At 70.6% G+C, this 11651-nt stretch carries 14 protein-coding genes; 5 read left to right on the plus strand and 9 right to left on the minus strand.

What is annotated here, in order from left to right; genetic code table 11:
- Positions 1–68: 68 nt before the first annotated feature.
- Together P0Y41_RS05635 and P0Y41_RS05640 are read right to left on the minus strand one after the other, a co-directional pair.
- Positions 69–563, minus strand: coding sequence for a DUF488 family protein, N3 subclade (locus P0Y41_RS05635; protein WP_284062990.1), 495 nt, complete (start codon positions 561–563; stop codon positions 69–71).
- A 68-nt stretch (positions 564–631) separates the two neighbouring features.
- A complete protein-coding gene (locus tag P0Y41_RS05640) occupies positions 632–787 on the minus strand; it encodes a DUF7563 family protein (RefSeq protein WP_284062991.1) in 156 nt (51 codons plus the stop codon).
- Between the two features lie 156 nt (positions 788–943).
- Here P0Y41_RS05640 and P0Y41_RS05645 point away from each other — a divergent pair, with 156 nt between their 5' ends.
- Positions 944–1810 carry a cytochrome c oxidase subunit 3 gene (locus P0Y41_RS05645; protein WP_284062992.1) on the plus strand — a complete coding sequence of 289 codons (867 nt, stop codon included), beginning with the start codon at positions 944–946 and terminating at the stop codon, positions 1808–1810.
- Positions 1811–1816: 6 nt separating this feature from the next.
- Here the strand turns inward: P0Y41_RS05645 and P0Y41_RS05650 are convergent, their stop codons facing one another.
- Together P0Y41_RS05650 and P0Y41_RS05655 are read right to left on the minus strand one after the other, a co-directional pair.
- Positions 1817–2095 (minus strand): CDGSH iron-sulfur domain-containing protein, encoded by a 279-nt coding sequence (locus P0Y41_RS05650; RefSeq protein ID WP_284062993.1) that lies wholly within the window; start codon positions 2093–2095, stop codon positions 1817–1819.
- A 64-nt stretch (positions 2096–2159) separates the two neighbouring features.
- Positions 2160–2447 (minus strand): hypothetical protein, encoded by a 288-nt coding sequence (locus tag P0Y41_RS05655; protein WP_284062994.1) that lies wholly within the window; start codon positions 2445–2447, stop codon positions 2160–2162.
- A gap of 188 nt (positions 2448–2635) precedes the next feature.
- Between P0Y41_RS05655 and P0Y41_RS05660 the strand changes: the two genes are divergently transcribed.
- Positions 2636–4273 (plus strand): potassium channel family protein, encoded by a 1638-nt coding sequence (locus P0Y41_RS05660; RefSeq protein WP_284062995.1) that lies wholly within the window; start codon positions 2636–2638, stop codon positions 4271–4273.
- 28 nt (positions 4274–4301) lie between these two features.
- Here P0Y41_RS05660 and gghA read toward each other — a convergent pair whose 3' ends face one another.
- From gghA to P0Y41_RS05675, 3 genes are all read right to left on the minus strand, one after another.
- On the minus strand, positions 4302–6920 hold the full coding sequence (gghA, locus tag P0Y41_RS05665; protein WP_284062996.1) for a glucosylglycerol hydrolase: 2619 nt from the start codon (positions 6918–6920) through the stop codon (positions 4302–4304).
- Positions 6921–7009: 89 nt separating this feature from the next.
- Positions 7010–7378 (minus strand): DUF998 domain-containing protein, encoded by a 369-nt coding sequence (locus P0Y41_RS05670; RefSeq protein WP_284062997.1) that lies wholly within the window; start codon positions 7376–7378, stop codon positions 7010–7012.
- Positions 7379–7689: 311 nt separating this feature from the next.
- Complete coding sequence (locus P0Y41_RS05675) at positions 7690–8016, minus strand: 2Fe-2S iron-sulfur cluster-binding protein (RefSeq protein WP_284062998.1); 327 nt, start codon at positions 8014–8016, stop codon at positions 7690–7692.
- Between the two features lie 157 nt (positions 8017–8173).
- Here P0Y41_RS05675 and P0Y41_RS05680 point away from each other — a divergent pair, with 157 nt between their 5' ends.
- The gene (locus P0Y41_RS05680) at positions 8174–8977 is read left to right on the plus strand and encodes an aldo/keto reductase (RefSeq protein ID WP_284062999.1); all 804 of its coding nucleotides are present in this window, start codon (positions 8174–8176) and stop codon (positions 8975–8977) included.
- 27 nt (positions 8978–9004) lie between these two features.
- Here P0Y41_RS05680 and P0Y41_RS05685 read toward each other — a convergent pair whose 3' ends face one another.
- The gene (locus P0Y41_RS05685) at positions 9005–10147 is read right to left on the minus strand and encodes a mechanosensitive ion channel family protein (RefSeq protein ID WP_284063000.1); all 1143 of its coding nucleotides are present in this window, start codon (positions 10145–10147) and stop codon (positions 9005–9007) included.
- A 120-nt stretch (positions 10148–10267) separates the two neighbouring features.
- Here P0Y41_RS05685 and P0Y41_RS05690 point away from each other — a divergent pair, with 120 nt between their 5' ends.
- Together P0Y41_RS05690 and P0Y41_RS05695 are read left to right on the plus strand one after the other, a co-directional pair.
- Positions 10268–10768: a metal-dependent hydrolase gene (locus P0Y41_RS05690; RefSeq protein ID WP_284063001.1), complete on the plus strand. Its 501-nt coding sequence runs from the start codon at positions 10268–10270 to the stop codon at positions 10766–10768.
- A gap of 47 nt (positions 10769–10815) precedes the next feature.
- A complete protein-coding gene (locus P0Y41_RS05695; RefSeq protein WP_345783194.1) occupies positions 10816–11409 on the plus strand; it encodes a peroxidase-related enzyme in 594 nt (197 codons plus the stop codon).
- 39 nt (positions 11410–11448) lie between these two features.
- On the opposite strand, the gene P0Y41_RS05700 is transcribed toward P0Y41_RS05695, so the two are convergent.
- Positions 11449–11637, minus strand: coding sequence for a heavy-metal-associated domain-containing protein (locus P0Y41_RS05700; protein ID WP_284063354.1), 189 nt, complete (start codon positions 11635–11637; stop codon positions 11449–11451).
- Positions 11638–11651 lie beyond the last annotated feature (14 nt).

Raw genomic sequence — 11651 nt, forward strand, 5'->3', positions numbered from 1 at the left:
TAGCTTGCGAAACACCGGTGGGAGACCGGAGCGGTCATACGGGGTCCGCGGATCGCCCGGTCTCCCGATCAGTCGTTCCTGTCGGCGCTGTCGGGGTCCGCGTGCTCAACGGCGCCGCCGCCGGCGCCGCGGTGCGCGCGTCCCGCTCGGTCTGCGAGCACCTCCCGGAGAACTGTCCGGTGGCTCCGGACCTCGCCGGAGCGCTCGTCGCCCACGAGCGTCAGGTCCGTGCCGGCCGCCAGCGTCTCGCACAGCGACTCGACCGCCGCGCGGGCGTCCGAGTCGGATGCGAGGTGCGCGCGGTACCGGTCGGCGAAGTCGACGCGGTCCCACGCCGCGTTGTGCGCGCCGGACTCGCACAGGCCGTCGATCCGGAACGACGCCGCGGCCTCGGCGTGGTCCGCTCGGAGAGGTTCAGGCGGTGCCAACCCTGGGCGGACTTCGTCGACGAGCGCGCGCAGGCGACGCGACGGCGACGCTGCGACACCGATCAACCGGGTTGCCCGCGGGAGCTCGTCGCGCTCGCGGTCGAGTTCGGCGACGTACGTGTCGGACAGCACCACAGCCGAAGGGAGCGCTCGGCGGTCAAAAAACGCACCGCCGACAGATCGGCCCCGTCGTTCGCGACGGGTTACACGCGCTTGGACCGCGCCTCTCGAACGCTGGCGCCCTCGCGGACCATGTCCTCACAGGAGGGACACACGCGGACGTTGTTCATCCCTTCCGGGGCGAACACTCGGACGTACCGCTCGGTGACGAACGAACTACAGTTCCTGCACTCCGGCATACGGTTGCTTGTCATCGCCTATCGTAGTATGTGTATCGGCCGCTCACGGAAACTACCGCAAGGCGAACTGCGGGTCGGGCCGGTGCGGCGCCCTCGCGTGAGCGGCGGCCGGCGCAGGTGGGAGGATTTTTGTCTCCGCGTCGGCTACCGGCGCGCATGGCTACAGAAACGGAAGACGCCCACGACGACGGGCACCACCTCCCCGCGGTCGAGGACTGGCCGCGCGGGTTCGGGGAGGCCTCGTGGTGGCCGTTCCTCACGGCGCTGGGCGGTGCGGGCATCTACGTCGGCGCGGCGCTGTACCTCATGGCGGTCGGCGACCGGAACATCGTCGGTCCGATGGTCGGCCCCGGCGTGCTGGTCGGGAGCATCGGGCTGTTCCTCGTCGGCATCTACGGGTGGATGTACCACGCGTTCGTCACGCACTTCTGGGAGCGCGGCGCCGACGAGCACAGCGCGAGCAAGCTCAGGTGGGGGATGTTGGCGTTCCTCGGCTCTGAGATCGCCACCTTCAGCGCCGGCTTCACGTACTTCTTCTTCATCCGCTCGAACGACGCGTGGGCGGAGATCGCGAGCGACCTGCCGACGCTGCTCGGGTCGCTGGTCATCATCAACACCGCGATACTCATCGTCTCGTCGGTGACGCTGCACTTCGCGCACGGCGCCATCCGGCGGGACGACCGCGGGAAGTTCCTCGGCTGGCTCGCGGTCACGCTGTTGCTCGGAGTCGTGTTCATCGGCGGGCAGGTGTACGAGTACTACGAGTTCATCATCCACGAGGAGTTCACCCTCACTTCCGGGCTGTTCGGCTCGGCGTTCTACGGCCTCACCGGCCTCCACGGACTCCACGTCAGCATGGGCGCGGTCCTGCTGGCTATCGTGTTCGTGCGCGCGCTCATGGGGCAGTACTCGGCCGACCGCCACGTCTCCGTGACGACCGCCTCGATGTACTGGCACTTCGTCGACGCCGTCTGGATCTTCCTCGTCGTCGCGCTGTACGTCGGCGCCGCAGTCGGCGCGTAACGACCGCTACTCCTTCTCCTCCGCGTTCTCCGCCCTCTCGTCACCGCCGGGAGCGAGCGCGTCGCCGTCGGCGAGCCGGACCTCCTCGACGACGCGTCGCTCCCCGTCGACGTACGTGTACAGGACGCCCGATTCCTCTTCGGCGGTCTGCGCGTGCGAGCCGTCGCAGAACGGGAACTCGTCGCTGAGCCCGCAGCGGCACACGGCGATGTCGCCGTACTCGTCGTCGATGTCGTCCTCGTCAAGTCGGATCGGGCCGGTCGCATCGAGCGTGACTTCGCGCATACCGGGCCTGTGGCGTTCCCGCGATATTACTCCAGTCCCTCGAACCGACGCTCGGCTCACGAACTCACTCCCGGTTCTCGAACCACGTCTCCGGCGGTGCGAGCGCGCCAGACACCACCCCCGCGAGCAGCACGAAATAGGCGGCCAGCCCGCCCAGCAGTGCTGCGACGACGTACACGGCGAGGGGTGAACCGCCGACCGCGACCGCGGTCGGGACGGCGACGACGACGAGCGCCGTCCCGCCCCAGCGCACTCTGCGGTCCGCCCACAGCAGTCGCGCCGCGTCGGGGCGTCGAGCCATCGCGAGTTCGAGCGCGAGGGCGCCGGCGCCCCCGGCGACGGCGAATGCCACCCCGGGAGGCGACGAGCGACGCCGCGGTGACGCCCGCCGAGCCGCCAGCTGCGACGACTGCGACGGTCGCTGCCACCGCGAGCAGTCCGTCCCGGCGTCGGTCGTTCATGTGCGTCGGTCTCGCTCCACCGTGTTCATCGGTTCGACGCATCCGCACCCGTTAACACGGTTCCCCCGCACGGTAGGGTATGGGTAAGTGGCGACGACGGACCGCGGCGTACCTGCTCGCCATCACGGTCGTCGTCCTGCTGTTCGCGGTCGCGTACGACTACGGGATGCGAACGTTCGAGGGGAGCGAGCGGTCGTTCATCCACCACCTCCGGGTGGTCATCGAGACGTTCACGACGACCGGCTACGGCTCGGACGCGCCGTGGGAGACCGACGTGATGAACGCCTTCGTCATCGTCATGGACATCACCGGAGTCGTCCTGATTTTCATGGCGCTGCCGGCGTTCGTCTTCCCGCTGTTCGAGGAGACGCTGTCGACGACGACGCCGACCGCCGTCGACGACCTCGCCGGCCACGTCGTCGTCTGCGGTCACACGTCGAGAGGTCGCGTGCTCCGCGACGAACTCGCCGCACGCGACGTGCCGCACCTGTTCGTCGTCGCCGACGAGAACGAGGCGGCGACCGTTTACGACGGCGGCGAGGAACGGGTGATCCACGGCGACCCCGAGGCGGTCGAGACGATGCGTGCAGCGAACGTCGATTCCGCCCGGGCGCTCGTCGCCGACGCCGACGACGAGACGAACGCGAGCATCGTCCTCTCGGCGCGGGAGGTGTGCGACGACGCCACCGACCTCCGGGTCGTCAGCTTCGTCGAGAACGAGGCCGTTGCGGACTATCACCGCTACGCCGGCGCCGATCGCGTGCTGTCACCGCGGCGGCTACTCGGGGAGAGCCTCGGGTCGAAGGCGACCGCGAGCGTCGCCGACGAACTGGGCGACGGCGTCGAGATCGGTGAGGACTTCCAGATCGCCGAGCTGCTCGTCCACCACGGCAGCCCGCTGGTCGGCGAGACGATCGCCGAGTCGCGGATCGCCGAACAGACCGGTGCGAACGTCCTCGGCGCGTGGGACGACGGCGAGTTCGAGTCGCCGCCGCGTCCCGGCCGCGTCATCGACGAACACACCGTGTTGCTCGTCGTCGGGACGGAGTCCGAACTGGAGGCGCTAAAGGACCTCACCCTCTCTGAGACGCGGCGCCGCCGCCGCGGCTCGGTCGTCGTCGCGGGGTACGGGATGGTTGGCCACAGCGCCGCCGCGGAGGTGCGCCCCAGCGAGGACGTGGTGGTCGTCGACGAGCGCGACGCGCCGGGCGTCGACGTGGTCGGGGACGCCACCGACCGCGAGACGCTGGAGGCGGCCGGCGTCGACGAGGCGCGGGCGGTGGTGATCGCGCTCGACTCCGACACGACGACCATCTTCGCCGCGCTCGCCGTGAAGCAGGTCGCGCCCCACGCCGAGGTGATCGCCCGGGCGAACGACGCCGAGTCGGTCCCGAAGCTGTACCGCGCCGGCGCCGACTACGTGCTCTCGCTGTCGACCGTCTCGGGCCGCCTGCTCGCGTCGCACCTGCTCGACGAGGAGGTGCTGCGTCCCGAGACCCAGGTCGACCTGGTCAAAGCCGCCGCGCCGAGGCTGGAGGGGCGGACGCTGGCGGAGGCGGACGTGCGCGCCGAGACCGGCGTCACCGTCGTCGCCGTCGAGCGGAACGGCGAGCTGATCACGAACGTCGGCCCGGACACGAAACTCGTCGACGGCGACAGGCTCGTCGTCGCCGGCACCGACGACGCCGTCAACCGGTTCAACGAGCGGTTCTGTTAGCGGTCCCCGGGGGTCGCCGCTCCGTCCGTCACCGCTCCGCCGATTCGGCGACGAACACGACCGCCTCGCCGTTCGCGAGTTCGATCGGGGCGTCGACGGTCGGGGAGTCCTCGCGGCGCTTTGCAACCCCGGGCGCGACGAGCGCGGGGGCGAACGCTGCCGGATCGGGGGACGCGTCGTCGAACAGTTCCGCCGGCGTCACCGTCGTTGACGCACCCTCCATGTTGCCCGCGAACAGCACGCGCACGTCGCCCGCAGGCGACTTCCGAAGCCCGTAGTAGACGACCGAGCCGTCCGCTGGGTGGCGGTAGCCGAACCGGTCGGGCGCGTCGCCCTCCTGGCTCTCTCCCTCCGCTCTCTCGCTCGCGGCGGCTCCGCCGGCGGCCACGTGGGCTTCGGCAACGGTTTCCTCCGCCGGTGGATCGGGTAGCCGCATCGACTCCCGAAGCCACGGGTGTGCCTGCCGGAACTCGCGGACTCGCCGGGCGAATCCGGTGCGCTCGGGGTCCTGTGCGTCGCGCCAGTGCCCGAGGTTGGCGAAGTCGGCCACGTCGCGCATCCACGCGTCGGCGAAGCGATCGAGGAACTCGGGGTCGGGATCCGCCGCGAGATCGAGCACAGACAGCATCGCCGCCATCGCCTCGCGGTCGTAGTCGGTCGGCTCGACGGTCGTCGCCAGTGCCTTCACGAAGCCGTCGAGTTCCTCGCGCGTCTCGAATCCCAACTGCTTCAGGCGACAGAAATGTCCGTCCTCCGCGTACTGGTCGGCCGTGACCTGCCAGTCGAGGAGGTTGTGCTCGTCGGCGACGACTTTCACGTTCCACTCGGCGTCGGTGTCGCGGACAAACCCCCACGGCCCGCGCGCGTTCGCGTTGAGGAAGTCCATCGGAACGCCCGGAAGCAGGCAGTGCAGGAGGGCGTTCGTCGCGGGGTTGTCGTACGCGCGGTCGATGATCTCCGGCGCCGAGTCGCCCAGATAGCGGTTGATCGGGTCGCCCTCCCACGACTCGGGCACGTCGACCTGGGTCCCTCGGCGTACCGTGTCGTGGTTTGCGACGCCGGTGATCCAGTTGCGACCCATGTCGGCCACCTCGCGCACCCGCCACCACTTGCTCGCCCAGAAGGTGAGCATCGCGGGCTTGTTGTGCGCGAACGTGATCGGCGACCACTGGAACGCGTGGGGGTGCTGCTGGATGAGCGTCCGGTAGGTGGAGGCCAGTTCCCAGTCGTGGCGCGGCCACGGCCGGCCGTCCTCGTAGATCAGCCACGGGCGGTACTCCGCGCCGGCTACCTCCTGCGTGACGGCGTCCATCTCCGCGAGGAGCGCGTCGTCGTGCACCATCTCCTCGGTCTCTGGATCCCAGTTGCGGAAGTCCTGTGCGCCGTCGACGCGGATGCCGTCGGCGCCCCAGTCCATCTTCCGGCGCTGGAGGTCGAGCACGTGCGCGCGAACCCACGGGTCGAGGTAGTCGAGGTGCTGGCCGTACATCCCCGGCCCGTGGAAGAACCGGTCGGGGAGCACCCGCAGCCCGCCGTCGTCGGCGTGGCCCAGCGCCACGTCGAACACCACCTTCACCGGGTCGGGGAGGGTGTGGAAGGCGGCGATGACGTCGACCAGCTCGTCCGGCCGTCCCGTCTCCAGGATCGACGGGTTCGGCGCAGAGAACGCGCGCACAACCACGTCGTACCCCCAATTCACCTTGTCGGGCCGGGCGACGGACGCGGTCGCCGCGTCGCCGTCGCGGGCGAGTCCGCGCCAGTAACCCGGGTCGTCGGTGCGCTCGGTGAGCGGCTCGACCGGCATCAGCTGCACCGCGTCGTAGCCAGCGATCGTCTCCTGGAACGGCGTCAGCGACCCGCCCGTGCGCTCCGCCTCGCCGACGCCCGCGACGAAGTCGGCGAGTCCGGCGAGCGACCCCCGCCCGGTCGCGGTCCCCGGGTGGATCTCCACCATGCTCGTCGCCGGGTCGACCCGCGGGAGGCCGTCGTCGTCGCTGGTGGCGACGCGCTCGTCGTCGGTGCCCAGCGCCGCGAAGTAAGCGCGGTCCGCGCGCTCGCGGTTCAGCCGCGCGCGGTCGTACAGCTCCGCGGGCGCGAACGCGCCGAACGGCACCGAGTCCGCGAGCGGGTCCTGCACGGTCGCGAGGCCGTCGGCGCCGACCTCGCCCGGGAGGTCCGGCCGGTCCGCGTCGCCGCCGGCGTCGGGTCCGGCATGGCCCGCGGTCGCGGTGTGCTCGACCGCTTCCGGGTCGTACACGAGCTGGTACAGCGACCCGAGCCGCTCGCGCGTCCCGGGGACCATCCCCTCGACGGCGGCGTACGTCACCTCGCCCGCGCGGCGCGTCTCGACGAGCGAGCGGGCGAACGCGACCTCCCGCACGTCAGTCTCACCGGGGTCGATATCCGCTGGCGGCGTCAGTACCTCCAGGTAGACGGCGTCAGGGTCGACGCCGCGGTCCACGAGCCCTGGGGTCCAGATTCCGACGGTCGCGTGCCCGTCACGGACGTGTGCGCCCAACTCCGGGACGAGCGCTCTCGCGGCCGCCGTGTCGTCGTCGTGTTCGGACCAGATTCGGTCGTGTCGCTCCGCCAGCGCCGCCGTCCGGTCGGCGAGCAGCGTCGCTTCCCCGATCGCGTCGAGCGTCATTATCGGCCGCACGGCAGCCACCGGCTTGACTGCTCGGGAGCGCGTCACGGGAGGAGCAAGCACGCGCGGCCCGAGCGAACTCAGCGGCGCTAGGCCCGTGAATCGACCGTCTTCAGCGGCGCGACCGGCGACAGCGCAAGCACCCACGCCGCGAGCAGGAGCGCCCCGACCAACTCCGGAAGCGCGATACCGTCGCCGAGCGACGCCACGGCGAGCCAGCCGTACCACGCGCCGACGTGGAGGACCGGCGCAGCGAGCAGGAGCCGTCCGGCGGTCGTGTCGCGACGGCGGATCCCGTCGGCCCCAAGCACGACCGTAACCCCGAGGAAGAAGCCGAGCGCGACCGGGACGTGGAGCGCGGTGTCGGCGGGAAAGCCGCCGACGCCGGCCATGAGGAGCGCGGTGAGACCGAACAGCGCCGCGACGAGGCGGCCCCCGAATCGCGGGCGGTCGTCCACGCGACCCACGCGTACGGGAGGGCGGCGACACCGCCGAGCAGCAGTCCGCCGTTGAACAGCACACGGACGAGGGGGTCGCCCGCGACGCCCAGGTCCGAGAGGGCGTTCCCCGTCCACGAGAACCACGGCGCGGCGAGGACCGCGAGCGCGATCCCGCCGAGGGAGATCCCCGTTGAGGCGACGCCGAAGGCGGCGGCGGTCCGGCGCGAGGAGGTAGGCACGAACGGATCCACCGCCCGGGGAGCCTTGGCCGTTGCCCAATCGCCGGAAACGGGCCGCGCGTGGGAACAAGCGGTCTGCGCGCGCGAGAGTTACTCCCCGTCGCCGAGGTGTTGCCCCCAGAAGCCGGGGAACTTCGTGACGGTCGCGTCGCCCTCGACGGTCGTTTGACACGAGAGTCGCAGCCCCGAGTCGGGGTCGTGCGGCGGAACCCGCAGTCGGAGGCGTTCGCGCCGGGTCGGTTCCGAGACCGCGCCGTCGACGTGGACCGCGCAGGTGCCGCAGGTGCCGTGACCGCGGCAGTTCGCCGTCGCCGCGCGGCCGTTGTGGGGCGACAGTCCCGCCGCCAGCAACACGTCGCGGAGCGTGTCGCCGCGCTCGCACTCGATCTCGGCGCCTTCGAATCGGACGGTCGGCATGGACTGCGATACGCGCCGGAGGGACAAATAGCCGTGGCGCCGCGCGTGCGCGGGTCGCGAGCGGGACCCACCGTCACAGACCCCCACCCCCGCCCGCTCGGCACCGGCGCCTTCCGCCTCCCGAACGCTTTCGGTCGCGACGCGCGCACCTCCGACGATGACCGACTTCGACCTCCCGGCGCTGGGCCTCGGTACCTCCGCGAACGACGACTTCGAGGAGTGCGCCGAGACGGTGAAAACGGCGCTCGACCTCGGCTACCGCCACGTCGACACCGCGCAGATGTACGACAACGAGGACGCCGTCGGCGAGGGGATCCGCCGCGCCGACGTGCCACGCGAGGACGTGGTGGTGGCGACGAAGGTCCATCCCGACAACCTCGCGTACGACGACGCCAAGCGCACCGCCCGGGAGTCGCTGGAACGACTCGGCCTCACGTCCGTGGACCTGCTGTACGTCCACTGGCCGATCTCGGCGTACGACCCCGAGGCGACGCTGCGTGCGATGGACGAACTCCGCGAGGAGGGACTGTGCGATCACGTCGGCCTCTCGAATTTTACCCCCGACCTGCTCGACGAGGCGCGAGCGATCCTCGACTCGCCGGTCGTCGCTCACCAAGTCGAGTGCCACCCGCTGTTCCCGCAAGAGGAGTTGCGGGCGTACGCTGTCGAGCACGGCCACTACCTCGTCGGCTACTCGCCGCTCGGGCGCGGCGAGGCGCTGGACGACCCGCTGCTGACCGAGATCGCCGAGAAACACGACACGAGTACCGCCGCGGTCTGTCTCGCGTGGGCGTTCGCGCAGGAGGCGCTCGTGCCCATCCCGAAGGCGACCGGCGACCACGTCCGCGCGAACTATGAGGCGCGGGAGTTGGAACTGGACGAGGCGGACCTGGCGCGCATCGCCGACTACGACGTGCGCGAGCGCGTCATCGACCCCGACGACGCGGCGTGGAACCGGTAGGTACCGCCGGCGGCGAGCAGCCGGGGGTCACCGCTCGACGTCCGCGTCGGCGGCGGACCCGCTGGCGCCGTCGCCGCCGGCTGTCTCGCTCGCGGGCGACGGCTGGGGCGTCGCATTCGCCGGGTCCGCCCCGGTGACTGACACGTCCCGCTGCGGGTACGGGATCTCGATCCCCGCGGTCGCGAACTCGTCGTGGATCGAACGGTTGAGGCGGTGGACTGCCTTCGCGCGTCGCGTCGGCGACGACACCCAGCAGAGCAGTTCGTACTCCAGCGCCGAGTCGCCGAACCGCCGGAAGCGACACCGCGGTTTCGGGGAGTCCAGCACCAGCTTCTCGGCGACCGCGATGTCGACAAGCAGGGCTTCGAGGCGGTCGAGGTCGGTCCCGTAGGCGACGCCCACGGGAACCCGAACCCGCCGGCGACGCGACGGCGCCGACTGGTTGATCACCTTCGTGGCGTTGAGCACGGAGTTGGGGACGGTGACGAGCACCTCGTCGCGCGTCAGGAGCGTGGTCGATCGCACGCCGACTTTCACCACCGTACCGGTTTCGCCGGAGTCGAGTTCGACGAAGTCGCCGACGCGGTAGGTGTCGTCGAAGTACAACGCCACTCCGCCGAAGAAGTTGGCGACGGTGTCCTTCGCGGCGAAGCCGACCGCGATGCCGGCGACGCCCGCGCCCGCCAACAGCGGCGTCACGTCGATCGACCAGATGTACAGGACCGTGCCGACGGTGCCGACGGCGACGACGAGCGTCCACACGTTGGAGAAGACGGGCGCGAAGTCGTAGCGCGCGCCCTGTTCCTGGAGGTAGTCGACGCCGCGGTTCACCGTCTCGTTGAGCGCCCACGCCCACAGGAGGACGACGAGCGTGAGCGCCGGATCGCCGAAGAACGCCTCGAGCGCGGCCTGGGAGACGGGGACGGCCGCGACGACCCCATCGATCCGGGTGAGGACGAACACGCCCGCAAGCGCCAGCGAGGTGACCAGCGGGACGCGAAGTTCGGCGAGGGCGATCTCGTCGAGGCCGGTCTCGGTGCGGGTGACGAACCGCCGGGCCGCCCGGAGCACGACGAACTCCGCGACGACCGCGGCGCCCAGCGAGACGGCGAGCACGACCGCCGCAGCCTGCCACGGCGGGAGCCCATCGAGGGAAGCGAGGACATCCATGCCCTCCAGAGCGCAGTCGCCCAATATACCTTCGTCGGTGGCGACCCACTCTGGATCGCCGTCGCCGGCGACTGGCGCCGATCCCGAGCGTTCTTCCGTAGGGGCGCCACACTCCTCTGCGTGTACAAACGGGGGCATCTCGGCGTCGCAATGGTGACGCTCGCGCCGATCACCTTCTGGCTGCTCACCGACGGCTACCCGGTGTTCGCCGTCCTCGTCGCCGGCACCGTGCTGTACCTCGCGATGTTGCCCGACATGGACCACCGCGTGCCGGGGATCCCCCACCGCGGGCCGACGCACTCGCTGCTGTTCGCGGGCCTAGTCGGTGCCGTCTTCGCGGGCGCCGCCTCCGTCCTCGAGCCCGTGCTCTCGGTCGCGGTGCCCGGCGGCGTCTCGATGGTCGCCTTCGGCTTCCTGCTCGGGTTCGGATCCGTCGTCGCGCACCTGCTCGGGGACGTGATCACCCCGATGGGCGTGAACTTCCTGTGGCCGTACCCCAGGGAGTGGTCGCTGTCTCTGACGACCGCCGACTCGACGCTGTGGAACTGGGGGCTGTTCGTGTTCGGCGTGTTCGCGATGGCGGCGGCGGTCGTGCTGGCGGTGCGGGGGCTGCCGGTCTGATCGGAGCGGGGGCAGCGATTATACCCGGGGTCGTCGAACGACGACACATGAGCGAGGAGTCCACGCGACCCGACCTGCTCGACGACGCACAGCGCCGCTTCCCGGTCCCCGACTACGACGAGGTTCCCGCGGACATCGGCGAGCGCCTCGACGAGGAGACCGAGCGCGCCGGGTTCACGCCGAACGTCATGTCGGCGCTGGCGTACAAGCCGAGCCACTTCCGGGCGTTCATGGCGTTCCACGACGCCTTAGTGGAAGACACCACCCTCGACCGCGAGGAGGTGGAGATGATCGTCGTCGTCGTCTCCGGGCGGAACAACTGCCTGTACTGCAACGTCGCCCACGGCGCGCTCGTGCGCATCTACGCGGAGGACCCGCACTTGGCGGACCAACTGGTGAGCAACCACCGAACCGCCGACGTGAGCGACGAACGCATGGCGATGCTGGAAGTGGCGGTGAAACTGACGGAGGAACCGGACGGCGTGACCAGCGATGATCTGGACCTGCTGTACGACGCCGGCTACTCCGAGGAGGAAGTGTGGGACATCGGGATGGTCGCCGCCTTCTTCAACCTCTCTAATCGGATGGCGACGTTCGCCGACTGGCGGCCGAACGATGAGTTCTACACGATGGGTCGGTAGCAGCGAGAGCGCCGCCTCCGGACCGGGCAGTCGACCGCGTTACGACGCGGAGTCGACGTCGTACGCCTCGGGCACGGCTGCGATGAGGTCCAGCGGGTCAGCGTCGCCCTCGACGACCGCCTCGTTCGCCTCGTGGTCGGCGGTCGCCTCGTCGACGCCGTCGACGTCTTCGAGCGCCTCTACGACGTTCGCCTCGCAGCCGCCGCAGGTCATGCCGGAGATGTGCATCGTCGTCACGGGTC

Source organism: Halobaculum halobium (assembly GCF_030127145.1).
Taxonomy (GTDB): domain Archaea; phylum Halobacteriota; class Halobacteria; order Halobacteriales; family Haloferacaceae; genus Halobaculum; species Halobaculum halobium.